A 15,642-nucleotide genomic window follows, 5' to 3' on the forward strand; every position below is an offset into this window, starting at 1 on the left:
AAGTAACTGCTCGGAACACTGTTTCCGGACGGTTGCTTTTTTTGTCGAAAAATTGATTCTTAAACCGATATAATACATAGAGATGAATTTTGGCGGATGGACAGGTGAATACAATGACAACGATTCAACAAATAAAAGAGCAATTACAAAACTTGCAGGAACCGGATGAGTGGCTGGAAGGACTTCAGCTAGATGAACGTAAAGGTGTCCAGCTAGCAATCGCGCAATGGAGAAAACAATATACAAAAAAGCAGCAATTACTAGAAGAATTTATGAAAAAGATAGCGTTTGAAGATTCCTACAGAACGCCTGGTAAAACACTGATAGCAGGAATTGACGAAGCGGGGAGGGGGCCGCTCGCCGGTCCCGTGGTTACGGCGGCAGTCATTTTGCCTGAAGATTGTTCTGCTTTAGTTGGCGTGGATGATTCCAAGAAAATATCCAAGGCGCAGAGACAGCAATTCGCCGAGCTGATCAGAAGAGAGGCAGTATCCTATTCAGTTCATATCCAGTCTGCTCAGGCTATTGATGAGCTGAATATTTACCAGGCAACGAAGCAATCGATGGAAGAAGCCGTCAGACAGCTCTCTGTCATTCCTGATGTAGTACTGGCAGATGCTATGAATCTGTCCGTCGGCCGTCCGGTCTACTCGATTATTAAAGGTGATGAAAAAAGCCTGTGTATCGCAGCGGCCTCGATTTTGGCGAAAACAACAAGGGATCAGCTGATGGAAGAATTACATGAAGAGTTCCCTTGGTATGGATTCAATGAAAATGCCGGATATGGAACGGCTCAGCATCTTAAAGGGCTTGAAACACATGGCTTTTGCATACATCATCGGAAAACGTTTGAACCAATTAAAACAATGTGGAGTGATCATATATGAATTTAAATTCATTATCCATTTCATCGACGAAAATCACGGCAACAGAATCACAGCCGCTGACACTGAAAGAAGGTCAAATGATTCATGGGAAAGTACAGCAACTTTTCCCAGGCCAGATGGCACAGATACAGGTTGGAAGCCACCAGCTGTTTGCCAAACTCGAAGTGCCAATGCAGGCTGGTGATACGTATTACTTTAAAGTGAACGGCACAGAGCCGGAAGTGAAGTTGCAGGTCATTGCCGGACCCATGCGAGGAGCGGAAGCACAGACGGGTCAGTTAACACAATTAATGGAGTCGCTTAATTTACCGAAAACCCAGGAAATGAAAGAATTGCTGGCAGCCATCATCAAACAGAAGATCCCCATGACGAAAGAGAATATTATAGATGCGGCCAATCTGCTTAAATCTGTCCCGGAAGGCATGAAGGCAGAAGCGCTCGTGGCACTCGGGAAAATCGCGAATGCACGGCTACCTTTTACACAAGCCGTTTTCCAATCACTGCTACAAGCGCAAAACGGTACGATTACACAGAATTTGACGGCACTTCAGACCGCTGTACAAAACGAAAACAATCTCCCGCCGGCGGTTCGTGAGGCTTTGCTTAGTACACTACAGGCCGTATCAAACCCCGCGAGTCAAGCGGTCGGCAAGGAACTGCTTAGCCAGACGATATCACAACTTTTGAATCCGCAAGCAAGTAAAGGAGACCAATTTGCCGCACTGCAGTTATTGAAAAGTGCAGGGATTCTGCCTGCCCGTACGTCGCTCGCTAATTTGCCACAGGTTTTGGCGCAGTTAGTGTCACAGACGGCAGATGGCAAAGGGACACCTGTCCAGCCGCAGAATACAGCCCAGCTTCAAAATGTCACTCAGCAGACCGCAGAGAGCCTGTTGGCAGCGAACAAACCGCCCGCTGCAATGAATACTCAACCTCAACCTTCTGCTCCGGTAATGAAGCAGAGCGCAGTCCCACGGATGCAGGTGGAAAGCCCGCTCGTTTCTGTAAAAGCCCTTCAGACGATGCTTGGACAACTTACGCAGGTGCCGGTAGGAGAACAACAAAACGCAAAAGCCATTATGCAAAACATTTCCCAGCAGATTCAAAATAGTCCTGCCTTGCCTGAACAGATGAAAACGGCACTGCAAAATGTCGTCAATCAATTCGCGCAGCAGCCAATGACGGAAAGTGTGAAAATCGCTTTTATTGAACAATTCAGCAAAGCACTGCTGCAACAAACAAGTAGCCAGGCTACTGCACAAACCGCAGTAACTACAAATCCGGCAACTCAGCCAGTCATCGCTAAAGAAGCACAGCAGGCACTCATGTCACTCGTTTCTCTGCCACCGGAACAAGCTGATGAAGCATTACGAACATTAATTCTATCAGCAGAGAAATCAGGCAGTGTGCAAGTCAAACAGATGTTGCAGACGGCTGAAATGCAGTTGTCACAGGCAATGAGCGGCCCTGTCATGAAAGAAGCTATGCAGAGTGTCCTAAGTTCGCTCGGCTTCAACTACGAAGCGTTACTGAACAGCAAGGAGCCGGTTGCAAATATGGCTAACACGCTGAAACCACAGCTGCTTAATCTGTTGCAGGACCCAACCCTGTCTCCGCCACTTAGAGATGCAGCGGAAACAATGGTTCTTCGAATGAACGGAACGGTTATCCAGACTGCTGATACAAGTGTTCAGCAGCAGATCATCATGCAAGTACCGCTGGATTTATTCGGCAAGAAAATAGATGCGACGTTGCAGTGGAACGGCCGAATGAAAGAAAACGGCCAGATTGATCCGGCATTCGCCAGAATTCTATTTTATTTGGACCTGGAGTCGCTTTCGACAACGCTAGTCGACATGCATGTACAGAATAAAGTCGTCAATCTGACAATTTTCAATGAACAGGAATCGCTGCGGACGACAGGACAGTCCTTCCAGACGGTGCTGAAAGAGGGATTGGAAAATGTCGGATATAAACTTTCAGGCGTTTCATTCAAAACTTTCACTGAATCACAGCAGAGCGTGAAAAAACCTGTCGCTCCTTCTTATATTGATGAAAGAGGAGTGGATTACCGGATATGAAAGAAGAACGTTATAAACGAAAAGAAGCTGTTGCGCTTTCCTATGATCCTGAAGTATCCGACGCTCCAAAAGTCATTGCTAAAGGTAAAGGAATGATCGCGGAAAATATACTGGAACGGGCAAAAGAACATGATGTGCCTGTACAGGAGGATCCGAGTTTATTGGAATTGTTGGGTCAGCTGAATGTCAATGAAACAATTCCTGAAGAACTCTATCAGGCTGTATCTGAAGTATTTGCCTATATTTACCGTCTCGACAAGGAAAGCAGAAGCGTTAAAAAATAGAGGATTCGACATCGCAATAGACATCCATGGACAATATGTGACGGTTTGTTTACAATAATGAAGTAGTTGAATATTGCAGTTGCAAATCGAATGGAGGCAGTATTTATGAACATCCATGAATATCAAGGGAAGCAGCTATTGAGAGAGTACGGTGTCGCTGTTTCGAATGGTCGTGTTGCATTCTCGCCTAAGGAAGCTGTGGCGGTTGCAAAAGAATTAGGAACAGTGCCTATCGTGGTAAAAGCTCAAATTCATGCGGGCGGTCGAGGAAAAGCAGGCGGCGTAAAAATCGTTAAGAACCTTGATGAAGTCCGTGCGGTAGCGGCAGACTTGATTGGAAAACAACTAGTTACACACCAAACAGGTCCTGAAGGTCAAGAAGTGAAACGTCTTCTTGTTGAAGAAGGAATTGACATTGAACAGGAATTCTACATCGGCCTTGTCGTTGACCGTGCAACAGATCGCGTAACATTGATGGGATCTGCAGAAGGCGGAGTAGAAATCGAAGAAGTCGCAGAAAAGAATCCGGAAAAAATCTTTTATGAAATCATTGATCCGGTTGTTGGATTAGCTCCTTTCCAGGCTCGTCGTATGGCATTTAATATGGAAATTCCGAGCAAACTGATTAACAAAGCAGTCAGCCTATTCTTAGGTCTATATAAAGTCTTCAGTGAAAAAGATGCGTCAATAGTAGAAATTAATCCGCTTGTCGTAACGAAAGACGAGAGAGTACTTGCGTTGGATGCGAAATTCAATTTTGACGATAACGCAACGTTCCGTCATAAAGACATCGTTGAACTTCGTGACTTTGATGAAGAGGATCCAAAAGAAATCGAAGCTTCTACTTTTGACTTAAGCTATATTTCCCTTGACGGAAATATTGGATGTATGGTCAATGGTGCGGGTCTTGCGATGGCGACAATGGATACGATTAATTATTACGGCGGCGAACCCGCTAACTTCCTTGACGTTGGGGGCGGCGCGAAAAAAGAAAAAGTGGCCGGTGCATTCAAGATCATTTTATCTGATCCGAATGTAAAAGGCATTTTCGTTAATATTTTCGGCGGCATCATGAAGTGTGATGTGATTGCTGAAGGTGTTATTGAAGCTGCAAAAGAAGTAGAGCTTCAGGTTCCGCTTGTTGTTCGTCTGGAAGGTACAAATGTAGAACGCGGGAAAGCTTTGCTTAAAGAATCCGGTATCAATGTTGTTGCTGCGGATTCAATGGCTGAAGGCGCGAAAAAAATCGTTGAGTTGATAGGATAAGAAAGGCAGGTACAAATCATGAGTATTTATGTAGATAAAGACACCAAAGTAATTGTACAAGGAATTACAGGTTCCACTGCCCTGTTCCATACGCAACAGATGTTGGAATATGGTACAAAGATTGTCGGCGGCGTTACACCGGGCAAGGGCGGCCAAACAGCCGAAGGCGTTCCTGTCTTTGACACAGTTGATGAAGCCGTGAAAGCTACAGGCGCAACAGTCTCCATCATTTATGTGCCGGCTCCTTATGCAGCAGATGCGATCATGGAAGCTGTTGATGCAGAAATGGATATGACGATCTGTATTACAGAGCACATTCCTGTTCTCGATATGATTAAAGTGAAGCGTTACATGGAAGGCAAAAAGACTCGTTTAATTGGTCCAAACTGCCCTGGCGTTATCACTGCGGATGAAACAAAAATCGGCATCATGCCTGGCTATATTCATACAAAAGGCCATGTCGGCGTTGTATCACGTTCAGGTACACTGACATATGAAGCTGTGCACCAGTTGACGCAGGAAGGGATCGGCCAGACGACAGCTGTCGGAATCGGCGGAGATCCTGTCAACGGTACGAACTTTATTGATGTATTAAAGGCATTCAATGAAGATCCCGAAACATATGCAGTTGTGATGATCGGTGAAATCGGCGGAACAGCTGAAGAAGAAGCGGCTGAGTGGGTCAAAGAAAATATGACTAAACCAGTTGTCGGCTTCATCGGCGGTCAAACTGCCCCTGAAGGTAAGCGTATGGGTCACGCGGGCGCGATCATTTCAGGCGGTAAGGGAACAGCAGCTGAAAAGATTAAAGCTTTACAAGCGGCAGACATCCAAGTAGCAGAGACGCCATCTGTTATTGGTGAAACGCTTATTAAAGTTCTGAAGGAAAAAGGTCTGTACGAAAAATGTAAAACAAAGTAATATGAAAGGTGCAGCGAAGAAATTCGCTGCACCTTTTTTCGTACTTTGCTTGTAGTGTCGAATAAAGGAGAACACTATGCAATTTACAGATCAGCAAAAACAATTAATTTTCCTTCATTATATTCACCCCGTTCCGTACAACCGTTACAAGAGGTTACTGCTGGAAAATCCGCTTCTTGAAGATTTTTCGGCTTATTCTGCTATCTACTTGCAACAAATACTTGGCATAAATGAAGATAAAGCGTACCAATTACAAGGGCAATACAGAGAAGTAGCGCAGCTTCCCCTGGTTGAATTACTGCAGAAGACGGGCATCATCCCTATTCCGTACGGCCACCCAGACTACCCGAAAGAGCTGACTGAACTTTGCGATCCACCGGCTGTCCTATATGTCAAAGGTAACCGGATTTTATTGGGAAAGTCGCTTAAGGTTGGTATCATCGGCTCAAGAAAAGCTACATCGTATACGAAGAAAGCGCTTAATTTTATTGTGCCGCCGCTCGTTGCGGAAGAGATTCCGATCGTCTCCGGGTTGGCAGCGGGTGCAGATACGATGGCGCATCAGGCAGCCATGGAATACGGAGGGGATACTATCGCTGTGCTGGGGCATGGTTTCTCTCATATGTATCCGAAGAAAAATGAGAAAATTGCACAGGAAATAGCTGACAATCATCTGTTGCTGACAGAGTATCCTCCTTATATTCTACCGGCAAAATGGACGTTCCCCATGCGCAATCGAATCATCAGCGGATTATCTAACGCAATCGTTGTAACAGAGTCTGTTGAACGGAGCGGAACGATGAGTACAGTAGAACATGCACTGGATCACGGAAAAGAAATTTTCGCTGTGCCGGGAGCGATTGACTGCCCGTTATCAGCGGGTCCGAATAAGCTGTTAGATGAAGGTGCCAAGCCATTGTGGAGCGGCTTTCAAATTATTGATTCATTGAAGTGATTTGCCATATAGTGCGAGAGCAAAATGTTTAAAAGGTTGCATTATAATGAAAACTGTTATACATTTTGCAACAGATATTCTTTTGATGAATAAATATAAAAGAAATCTCTCTGAGGAGGGAAATAGATGGCGGATTACTTAGTTATTGTTGAGTCACCAGCTAAAGCAAAAACCATTGAACGTTACTTAGGCAAGAAATATAAAGTCAGCGCTTCACTTGGTCATTTACGCGATTTACCCCGAAGTCAAATGGGTGTAGATACGGAAAATAATTATGAACCGAAGTATATTACGATCCGTGGTAAAGGACCAATACTTCAAGATTTGAAAAAAGAAGCAAAAAAAGCAAAGAAAATATTTCTCGCGGCTGACCCGGATCGCGAAGGGGAAGCAATTGCATGGCACTTATCACATCAGCTCGGTGTCGATATCGAATCAGACTGCCGAGTAGTTTTCAATGAAATTACCAAGGACGCAATTAAAGAATCTTTTAAAAATCCACGTCCGATTAATATGAATCTGGTGGATGCACAGCAGGCAAGACGGATTCTTGACAGATTGGTTGGTTATAATATTAGCCCGATCCTATGGAAAAAAGTGAAAAAGGGATTGTCAGCAGGACGTGTTCAGTCAGTTGCATTACGCTTGATTATTGACCGTGAAAATGAAATTAATGCATTCGAGCCGGAAGAATACTGGAGCATCACTGCACAGTTTGAAAAAGGCGATAAGACATTCGAAGCTGCTTTTTACGGAGATGCAAAAGAAAAAGTGAAGCTGACGAATCAAGAGCAAGTAGAAAAAATCGTCAATGCGCTTGAAACTGATGAGTTTGAAGTAGCTAAAGTCGTGAAGAAAGAACGCAAGCGTAATCCCGCACTGCCGTTTACCACATCCTCTCTTCAGCAGGAAGCAGCGCGTAAGTTGAACTTCCGAGCGAAGAAAACGATGATGCTTGCCCAGCAATTATATGAAGGAATTGCAATCGGTAAAGAAGGTACTGTCGGGTTAATTACCTATATGCGTACGGATTCTACACGAATTTCTGATACAGCGAAAGATGAAGTAAAGTCGTTCATTCAGACGATGTATGGTGAGGAATTCATTTCCACGACGACCCGTAAAGCGAAAGCTAGCGCTAAAACACAGGACGCACACGAAGCAGTACGTCCGACTTCAGCAATGCGGCCGCCTGAAGCGATGAAAGCGTTCTTATCACGCGATCAGCACCGATTATATAAATTGATTTGGGAACGATTTGTTGCGAGCCAGATGGCGCCTGCAATTCTAGATACCGTAACTGCGGATTTCCTGAATGGTGATATTCGTTTCAGAGCCTCCGGTTCTCAAGTGAAGTTTCCGGGTTTCATGAAAGTTTATATCGAAGGCGACGACGATCAGCAGGAAGAAAAAGAAAACATTCTGCCACCGCTTGATGAAGGTGAGCGAGTCAAATATGCGGAAGTCGATCCGAAACAGCACTTTACTCAGCCGCCTCCGCGCTATTCTGAAGCGAGACTAGTAAAAACGCTGGAAGAACTGGGTATAGGGCGACCTTCCACATTCGCACCCACGTTGGATACCATTCAAAAACGCGGCTATGTCACATTGGACGCCAAGCGTTTCATTCCAACTGAACTCGGCGGCATTGTGCATCAGGCAGTCGATCAATATTTCCCTGATATTATTGATATTGAATTTACTGCTGAGATGGAAAAGAGTCTGGACCATGTAGAAGAAGGCAGTATCGAATGGCGGAAAGTCATCGACGACTTTTATCAGGACTTCGAGAAGCATGTAGAAGTCGCAGACGCTGAAATGGAGAAAATTGAAATTAAAGATGAACCCGCTGGAGAAGACTGCGAGAAGTGTGGATCTCCGATGGTTTATAAAATGGGACGTTACGGAAAATTCATGGCCTGTTCTAACTTCCCTGATTGCCGGAACACGAAAGCGATCGTTAAACCAATTGGCGTGACGTGTCCGAAGTGTAAAGAAGGCGAAGTCGTTGAACGCAAAAGTAAAACGAAGAGAATATTCTTTGGCTGTGACCGTTATCCAGAGTGCGATTACGTTTCATGGGATAAACCAATTGCGCGCCCATGTCCGAAGTGTCAACATACGCTCGTAGAAAAACGTTTGAAAAAAGGCGTACAGATTCAATGTACGGAATGTGACTATAAAGAACAGCCACAGGGCTAATGAGCAAAACGAGGAAGAGGGATTGAAATGACGCAAACTGTAAATGTAATCGGTGCAGGTCTGGCAGGCAGTGAAGCGGCCTGGCAGTTGGCCAATCGAGGAATTCAAGTGAAATTATTCGAGATGCGTCCGGTCAAACAGACGCCGGCCCACCATACAGATAAATTTGCAGAGTTAGTTTGCAGCAATTCATTGCGGGCGAATAATTTAACGAATGCAGTCGGTGTGATCAAAGAAGAGATGCGTCAGCTGAATTCATTGATCATCCAAGCGGCAGATAAGTGTGCAGTTCCTGCCGGTGGTGCACTGGCGGTTGACCGGCATGAGTTTGCGGGAAATGTCACTGAGCAGATCCGCAATCACCCGAACATTGAAATCATTAATGAAGAAGTGACGAAATTACCGGAAGGCATTACGATTATCGCTTCCGGACCGCTTACATCACCTGCACTAGCAGATGAAATCCGCCAGCTGACAGGGGAAGATTATTTATACTTCTATGATGCGGCAGCTCCAATCGTGGAAAGTGATTCGATAGATATGGATAAAGTCTATTTGAAATCACGCTATGACAAAGGGGAAGCAGCTTATCTGAACTGCCCGATGAATGCGGAAGAGTTTGACCGTTTTTATCAGGCACTCATTTCTGCTGAAGTTGCTCCGTTAAAAGATTTTGAGAAAGAAATGTACTTTGAAGGCTGTATGCCGATTGAAGTGATGGCTAAGCGCGGAGTGAAAACGATGCTGTTTGGTCCGTTGAAACCGGTTGGCCTCGAGGATCCGAAAACAGGAAAACTTCCTAGAGCAGTTGTTCAGCTACGTCAGGATAATGCGGCAGGAACGCTCTATAACCTCGTCGGTTTCCAGACTCACTTGAAATGGGGCGCACAAAAAGAAGTGCTGCAGCTCATTCCAGGATTGGAAAATGTCGAAATCGTCCGGTATGGCGTCATGCACCGTAACACGTTCATTAACTCACCGAGAGTGCTGAACTGTACTTATCAGTTAAAGTCACAGCCAACAATTTTCTTTGCCGGTCAAATGACAGGCGTGGAAGGATATGTGGAATCAGCTGGTTCAGGTTTAATCGCAGGAATCAATGCTGCACATTTGGCGAAAGGCAAAAAGCCAATTCGTTTACCGAAAGAAACGGCTCTCGGTAGCATGTCCCGCTATATTACGGAAGCTGATCCAAATAACTTTCAACCTATGAATATTAACTTCGGATTGTTCCCTGATTTAGAACGGCGCTTCAAGACGAAAGCGGAACGGGCAGAAAAAAACGCAAACCGTGCCCTCGAAACATTGAAGGAATTTATAGAAACGACTGAAATTTAAGTTCTGCCTTACCCTTATTTTTGGGGTAAGGTTTTTTGTTTAGTGCAACTAAATTAGGATATAGACGTCTTGTACGTAAGAAAAAGTAGTTTGACATTGAAGCATTTTGAACATTATGTGTCAAATAAGAGTTTTTAGGGAATAACTGACGTTGACTCAGTTTTCTATGTTGCCCAAAAATCCTTGCTAATGTATAGTGTTTCATGGAGAACATTTGGATTTCATTATAAATTCCAAACTATATACATTCAAGAATCTTTAGAATCTTCAAAACTTCCTACGACATATCATTAGCACGGGGTGAAGAAAATGGTTCCTGAAATAAAAGAACTGGCAGATGAATATGTATCGTATATTCGCTTGGAAAAGAACTATTCGTCTTACACTGTTGCGGAATATGAAAACGATCTTCGGGAATTTCTAGTATTCTTAGAAGCGGAACATATCGACAAGTTGAATGATGTTCAGTACCCAGCAGCCAGGCTGTATGTCACGAGGTTGTATGACAGGTCGCTGGCGAGAACGACGATATCGCGAAAGATTTCTTCGATTCGATCCTTTTTCAAATTTACGAACGCACGTTACGGTATTCAAGATCAGGCATTTCGTTTATTGTTTCATCCCAAAAAAGAAGAACGCCTGCCTGCTTTTTTTTATGAACAGGAACTGCAGAAATTGTTCGATGTGACAGAAGGTGAAGATGCTCATTCATTGCGTGACCGGGCGCTGCTGGAGCTTCTTTACGCCACGGGTATTCGGGTAGGTGAACTTGTGACGATTGAAATTCAGGATATTGACCAATACTTAGGGATAGTGAAAGTAATGGGGAAAGGTCGCAGAGAACGCTTTGTTCCGTATGGCAGTTATGCTGAAGAGGCTCTTGAAAAATATATGGATACAAGTAGAACGCGGCTTATGAAACAAAAGAAGCATTCGTTGTTATTTGTAAATTTACGGGGCGATCCACTGACGGAACGAGGTGTTCGCTACATTTTGAATGATTTGATGGAACGTGCGGCTCTTCATACGAAAATAACGCCGCATATGATCAGGCACACCTTTGCAACACATTTACTCTCAGCAGGTGCTGATCTTCGCAGTGTGCAGGAACTTCTCGGTCACCGTCATTTATCATCCACACAAGTGTACACGCATATTACGAATGAACATTTACGTCAAACCTATTTACAGACGCATCCGCGTGCTTAGGAGGAGATTGAATGGAATTCCATGCCACAACGATTTTTGCGATACACCATGAAGGACAATGTGCCATGTCTGGTGACGGACAGGTGACGATGGGGAATGCAGTCGTCATGAAGCACACAGCAAGAAAGGTCCGTAGATTATTCAATGGACAAGTGCTTGCAGGCTTCGCGGGATCTGTAGCCGATGCATTTACTTTATTCGATTTATTTGAAGCGAAATTGATGGAGTATGACGGCAATCTACAAAGAGCTTCTGTAGAACTGGCAAAAGAGTGGCGAGGCGATCGGATATTACGCAAACTAGAGGCGATGCTGCTCGTTATGGATAAGAAAACTTTGCTGCTTGTTTCTGGAACCGGCGAAGTTATTGAACCAGACGACGGGATTTTAGCTATTGGGTCAGGCGGCAACTATGCGCTGTCTGCAGGAAGAGCTTTGAAAAAATACAGCAGCGGTTTAACAGCACAGCAAATTGCAAAAGCTTCATTGGAGACGGCAGCTGATATTTGCGTCTATACAAATCATGAGATCATCGTGGAGGTGCTTTGATTGGTAATGAAATCAGAAATGACGCCTAAAGAACTTACGGCTTATTTAAATCGATTTATCGTTGGACAGGAAAAAGCGAAAAAAGCAGTAGCTGTCGCGATGCGCAATCGGTATCGACGTATGCAGCTGTCGGCGGAAGAGCAGGAAGAAGTCATTCCGAAAAACATCCTAATGATCGGTCCGACAGGTGTAGGTAAAACAGAAATCGCGCGTCGAATCGCCAAGCTGATCCATGCACCGTTTGTTAAAGTGGAAGCGACAAAATTTACGGAAGTCGGCTATGTTGGCCGCGATGTAGAATCGATGGTCCGGGATCTGACAGAAGTCGGGATTCGTATGGTGAAGGAAGATATGCGAGAAGCTGTGAAAGAGCAAGCACAAAAACTGGCAGAAGAGCGCCTGGTCAAACTGTTGGTTCCGGAAGTGAAAAAGAAAAGCAGCGGACAGAATCCGTTTGAGATGTTCTTTGGACAAAAAGAGCAGCAGGAAGAAGAGAATCCTGAAGAACGAACTGAAATTAAAAGGAAACGCTCAGAGGTTGCAGAACTTCTGAAAAATCGTCAGGCAGAAGAACAAATGGTCACGGTAGAAGTAACAGCGCAGCAGCCATCTCTATTTGATGCACTGCAAGGTTCCGGCATGGAGCAGATGTCAGGCATGCAGGACGCTCTATCTTCATTGATGCCAAAGAAAAAGAACAAGCGCCGAATGAAAGTGAAAGATGCACGTGTGGTGTTAGAGGCTGAAGAGGCCGATAAATTGATCGATCAGGACGAAGTGGCACGCAAAGGCATCGAACTGACCGAACAGGCAGGTATCATCTTCTTGGACGAGATGGATAAAATTACGAGCGGCAATCAACAAACTTCAGGTGAAGTATCGCGTGAAGGTGTGCAGCGTGACATCCTGCCGATTGTTGAAGGTTCGACGGTCTCAACAAAATATGGAGCTGTCAAAACAGATTATATTTTATTCATAGCGGCGGGCGCTTTCCATATGTCAAAGCCTTCAGACATCATTCCGGAACTCCAGGGACGCTTTCCAATCCGCGTAGAATTGGATAAATTGACAAAGGTCGATTTTGAGCGTATACTCCGAGAGCCAGATTTTTCACTGCTGCGTCAATATGAACGGTTACTGTCTACCGAAGAAGTTGAAATTGAATTTACAGACGAAGCAATCAGTAAAATTGCGGAAATTGCATTTGAAGTAAACAATGAAACAGAAAATATCGGTGCGAGAAGACTGCATACCATATTGGAAAAACTTTTGGAGGATCTTTCATTCGAGGCGGCGGACATAGGGCCTGCTTCCATAAAGATTACACCCGCTTATGTAGATGAAAAATTAGACGGAATCGTTAAAAACAAAGATTTGTCACATTTTATTTTGTAAATAAGGCTTTATGGTTTATTTAATGATTAAAAACCTTTAGAATATTCAATATAGTCAACAGAGAATTTAAGGAGGAACTATTGAAATGAGTTTATTAGTAAAAACGAGAAAAATTAATGCAATGTTACAAGAAGGCGCTGGTGGCCCAGTCAATTTTAAAGAGATGGCAGAGGAACTGAGCGATGTCATCGATTGTAATGCGTTCATCGTCAGCCGGAAAGGTAAATTGCTTGGTCTGGAAGTACATCACCAGATTGAAAATGACCGAATGAAGAAAATGTTTGAGGATCGCAAATTTCCTGAAGAATATACAAATCATTTATTCGAAATTCAGGAAACATCACCTAATATCGATATCGATAGTGAATATACAGTATTCCCTGTAGAGAATAAAGAGTTATTCAAAGATGGTCTGACTACGATCGTTCCGATAATTGGTGGCGGAGAACGTTTAGGAACATTGATCCTGGCGAGACTAAAAGAAAGTTTTAAAGAAGACGATTTGATTCTTGCTGAGTACGGCGCTACAGTAGTCGGCATGGAAATCTTGCGAGAGAAATCAGAAGAGATTGAGCATGAAGCACGCAGTAAAGCGGTTGTTCAGATGGCGATCAACTCTCTGTCATACAGTGAGCATGAAGCGATCGAGCACATTTTTAAAGAGCTAGACGGAAATGAAGGCTTGCTAGTAGCTTCTAAAATTGCAGATCGTGTAGGAATCACTCGTTCTGTAATCGTAAACGCACTACGTAAATTAGAAAGTGCAGGCGTAATCGAGTCACGTTCTCTTGGAATGAAAGGGACGTATATCAAAGTATTGAATGACAAGTTTTTGTCTGAATTAGAAAAGCATAATTCATAAAAAAGAGCGCCGCTTCTTTAAAGCGGCGTTTTTTTATGTGTAATAATAAATTAGGATTTTCAAGTTAAAATAGATAAAATTACCTAATTTGACATAGATGCATAAGATACAGTTCGCTAATTGTGTTAATCTAAAAGGTGAAATAAATAGAATGCGAAATTTGTCATGAAAGAGAAAAGTTCGTTTCTAGACCTAAATAAGCATAGGAAGAAAGTGCGTTTTTTAATACAAAGTAACGAGAAAATTAAGCTGAATAGTTCGAAAACGGCAAAAGGGTACATTAGTACTAGGAGAAAGTTAAGATTTGATTGGACAATAAACATTATAATCCGCTACAATAGACTAATAGATAAAACAAGAATACACATTAATATATATATAAAGTAATAGAGCTAGTTAGAATTTAGTAGTCTTATGTAGAATTTTGTAGAAAACGAGACTGTATTAAGAAAGGGAGGCATGGCATTGAATATATACGGCAGTACTATCAATTTGCTTGAAAAAGGACTGGACTACTCGTCTGCCAAAGGGAAAGCTATATCGCAAAATATAGCGAATGTTGATACGCCTAAGTATAAAGCGAAATCTGTTAACTTTCAGGAAGTGTTTTCCGGAGAAAAGAGTAAAGCATTTGAAGCTTACAAAACTGATGTACGGCATATTGATTTTACCAGTTCTTCAGGAAGTAAAACATTTGATTTATCTAATCTTCGTTATCGACAGGACCGCAATGGAGTCGATATGGATAAAGAACAGGCAGATTTAGCTGCCAATCAAATTTATAACTCTGCTTTAATTGAACGATTGAACGGCAAGTTTAATACGCTACAAAATGTCATTAAAGGAGGGCGCTGATCTTGAGTATATTTCATAGTCTAAATACCTCTTCTTCAGCCTTGACTGCACAGCGGCTTCGAATGGATGTCGTTTCATCCAATATGGCGAATGTCGATTCTACACGAGCAAAGCAAGTAAATGGCGAATGGGAGCCATACCGCAGAAAAACGGTGACGCTTCAGCCTAAAGAAGGGCAATTCGCTTCGTTTCTGCAGGCAGCTAAAGGCGTTCATTCTCACGGGGGTGCGGGCAACGGAGTCGCAGTGACAAGAGTGAAAGAGGACCGAGAAACACCTTTCAAGCTTGTATTTGATCCGACTCATCCAGATGCGAACGAAGAAGGCTATGTCCAGATGCCGAATGTGGATCCTCTACGTGAAATGATTGACCTGATGTCTGCAACTCGATCTTATGAAGCGAACGTCACAGTACTCAATGCCAATAAATCGATGCTGATGAAAGCGTTAGAAATAGGAAGATAACGGATAGAAACGTATATAGAAGGAGTGAAATCGATGCCGATTCAATCAATTACAAGCGCTTTACCGACTACACTGGTTCAGCCAGCTGAAGTCCGGACTCAAAAAACCCCATTCGAAGCGCAGCAAAATTTCTCTGCCATGCTGAATGAAGCAATTCATAAGGTTGACCAAGCGCAACAAACTTCAGATACGCTGACGACGAAGTTGATTAAGGGAGAAGACGTTGATTTGCATAATGTCATGATCTCTGCTCAAAAAGCGAGTATTGCACTGAATGCAACTGTTGAAATGCGGAATAAAGTAGTGGAAGCATACCAAGAAATCATCAGAATGCCTGTCTAACAGAACGAGTTACACTAGGCAGACGTGAAAATT

At 43.5% G+C, this 15,642-nt stretch carries 15 protein-coding genes; all 15 read left to right on the forward strand.

Annotated features, from left to right (window positions below; genetic code table 11):
- Window positions 1-113 precede the first annotated feature (113 nt).
- Window positions 114-887 carry a ribonuclease HII gene (rnhB, locus tag Q1J64_RS10165; protein ID WP_301108946.1) on the forward strand — a complete coding sequence of 258 codons (774 nt, stop codon included), beginning with the start codon at window positions 114-116 and terminating at the stop codon, window positions 885-887.
- Entirely contained in the window at window positions 884-2,968 is a 2,085-nt protein-coding gene (locus Q1J64_RS10170) for a TP0910 N-terminal domain-containing protein (RefSeq protein WP_301108947.1), read from the forward strand. The genes rnhB and Q1J64_RS10170 overlap by 4 nt, the downstream gene beginning before the upstream one ends.
- Window positions 2,965-3,252, forward strand: a complete 288-nt coding sequence (locus Q1J64_RS10175) for an EscU/YscU/HrcU family type III secretion system export apparatus switch protein (protein WP_301108948.1) — start codon at window positions 2,965-2,967, stop codon at window positions 3,250-3,252. The genes Q1J64_RS10170 and Q1J64_RS10175 overlap by 4 nt, the downstream gene beginning before the upstream one ends.
- A 105-nt stretch (window positions 3,253-3,357) precedes the next feature.
- On the forward strand, window positions 3,358-4,518 hold the full coding sequence (sucC, locus tag Q1J64_RS10180) for an ADP-forming succinate--CoA ligase subunit beta (protein WP_301108949.1): 1,161 nt from the start codon (window positions 3,358-3,360) through the stop codon (window positions 4,516-4,518).
- Window positions 4,519-4,536: 18 nt separating this feature from the next.
- Window positions 4,537-5,439 (forward strand): succinate--CoA ligase subunit alpha, encoded by a 903-nt coding sequence (gene sucD, locus Q1J64_RS10185; RefSeq protein WP_301108950.1) that lies wholly within the window; start codon window positions 4,537-4,539, stop codon window positions 5,437-5,439.
- 76 nt (window positions 5,440-5,515) lie between these two features.
- Window positions 5,516-6,394 (forward strand): DNA-processing protein DprA, encoded by an 879-nt coding sequence (dprA, locus tag Q1J64_RS10190; RefSeq protein ID WP_301108951.1) that lies wholly within the window; start codon window positions 5,516-5,518, stop codon window positions 6,392-6,394.
- 126 nt (window positions 6,395-6,520) lie between these two features.
- A complete protein-coding gene (gene topA / locus Q1J64_RS10195) occupies window positions 6,521-8,596 on the forward strand; it encodes a type I DNA topoisomerase (RefSeq protein WP_301108952.1) in 2,076 nt (691 codons plus the stop codon).
- A gap of 27 nt (window positions 8,597-8,623) precedes the next feature.
- Window positions 8,624-9,934: an FADH(2)-oxidizing methylenetetrahydrofolate--tRNA-(uracil(54)-C(5))-methyltransferase TrmFO gene (gene trmFO, locus Q1J64_RS10200; protein ID WP_301108953.1), complete on the forward strand. Its 1,311-nt coding sequence runs from the start codon at window positions 8,624-8,626 to the stop codon at window positions 9,932-9,934.
- Window positions 9,935-10,243: 309 nt separating this feature from the next.
- Window positions 10,244-11,143: a tyrosine recombinase gene (locus Q1J64_RS10205; protein WP_301108954.1), complete on the forward strand. Its 900-nt coding sequence runs from the start codon at window positions 10,244-10,246 to the stop codon at window positions 11,141-11,143.
- A gap of 11 nt (window positions 11,144-11,154) precedes the next feature.
- Window positions 11,155-11,691, forward strand: coding sequence for an ATP-dependent protease subunit HslV (gene hslV / locus Q1J64_RS10210; RefSeq protein WP_301108955.1), 537 nt, complete (start codon window positions 11,155-11,157; stop codon window positions 11,689-11,691).
- 6 nt (window positions 11,692-11,697) lie between these two features.
- A complete protein-coding gene (hslU, locus tag Q1J64_RS10215; RefSeq protein WP_301108976.1) occupies window positions 11,698-13,086 on the forward strand; it encodes an ATP-dependent protease ATPase subunit HslU in 1,389 nt (462 codons plus the stop codon).
- 85 nt (window positions 13,087-13,171) lie between these two features.
- A complete protein-coding gene (gene codY / locus Q1J64_RS10220; protein ID WP_301108956.1) occupies window positions 13,172-13,948 on the forward strand; it encodes a GTP-sensing pleiotropic transcriptional regulator CodY in 777 nt (258 codons plus the stop codon).
- Between the two features lie 465 nt (window positions 13,949-14,413).
- Window positions 14,414-14,803, forward strand: coding sequence for a flagellar basal body rod protein FlgB (flgB, locus tag Q1J64_RS10225; protein WP_301108957.1), 390 nt, complete (start codon window positions 14,414-14,416; stop codon window positions 14,801-14,803).
- 2 nt (window positions 14,804-14,805) lie between these two features.
- The gene (gene flgC / locus Q1J64_RS10230; protein WP_301108958.1) at window positions 14,806-15,267 is read left to right on the forward strand and encodes a flagellar basal body rod protein FlgC; all 462 of its coding nucleotides are present in this window, start codon (window positions 14,806-14,808) and stop codon (window positions 15,265-15,267) included.
- A 33-nt stretch (window positions 15,268-15,300) separates the two neighbouring features.
- Window positions 15,301-15,609, forward strand: coding sequence for a flagellar hook-basal body complex protein FliE (fliE, locus tag Q1J64_RS10235; RefSeq protein WP_301108959.1), 309 nt, complete (start codon window positions 15,301-15,303; stop codon window positions 15,607-15,609).
- Window positions 15,610-15,642: the final 33 nt, after the last annotated feature.

The organism is Sporosarcina sp., assembly GCF_029257255.1.
GTDB lineage: Bacteria > Bacillota > Bacilli > Bacillales_A > Planococcaceae > Sporosarcina.

Excerpts from the sequence above, each read along its gene's own strand:
- hslV (WP_301108955.1), top strand. The coding sequence starts at position 11,155 with ATGGAATTCCATGCCACAACGATTTTTGCGATACACCATGAAGGACAA.
- Q1J64_RS10205 (WP_301108954.1), top strand. The coding sequence starts at position 10,244 with ATGGTTCCTGAAATAAAAGAACTGGCAGATGAATATGTATCGTATATT.
- trmFO (WP_301108953.1), top strand. The coding sequence starts at position 8,624 with ATGACGCAAACTGTAAATGTAATCGGTGCAGGTCTGGCAGGCAGTGAA.
- topA (WP_301108952.1), top strand. The coding sequence starts at position 6,521 with ATGGCGGATTACTTAGTTATTGTTGAGTCACCAGCTAAAGCAAAAACC.
- Q1J64_RS10175 (WP_301108948.1), top strand. The coding sequence starts at position 2,965 with ATGAAAGAAGAACGTTATAAACGAAAAGAAGCTGTTGCGCTTTCCTAT.
- sucC (WP_301108949.1), top strand. The coding sequence starts at position 3,358 with ATGAACATCCATGAATATCAAGGGAAGCAGCTATTGAGAGAGTACGGT.
- sucD (WP_301108950.1), top strand. The coding sequence starts at position 4,537 with ATGAGTATTTATGTAGATAAAGACACCAAAGTAATTGTACAAGGAATT.
- rnhB (WP_301108946.1), top strand. The coding sequence starts at position 114 with ATGACAACGATTCAACAAATAAAAGAGCAATTACAAAACTTGCAGGAA.
- fliE (WP_301108959.1), top strand. The coding sequence starts at position 15,301 with ATGCCGATTCAATCAATTACAAGCGCTTTACCGACTACACTGGTTCAG.
- hslU (WP_301108976.1), top strand. The coding sequence starts at position 11,698 with ATGAAATCAGAAATGACGCCTAAAGAACTTACGGCTTATTTAAATCGA.
- Q1J64_RS10170 (WP_301108947.1), top strand. The coding sequence starts at position 884 with ATGAATTTAAATTCATTATCCATTTCATCGACGAAAATCACGGCAACA.
- codY (WP_301108956.1), top strand. The coding sequence starts at position 13,172 with ATGAGTTTATTAGTAAAAACGAGAAAAATTAATGCAATGTTACAAGAA.
- dprA (WP_301108951.1), top strand. The coding sequence starts at position 5,516 with ATGCAATTTACAGATCAGCAAAAACAATTAATTTTCCTTCATTATATT.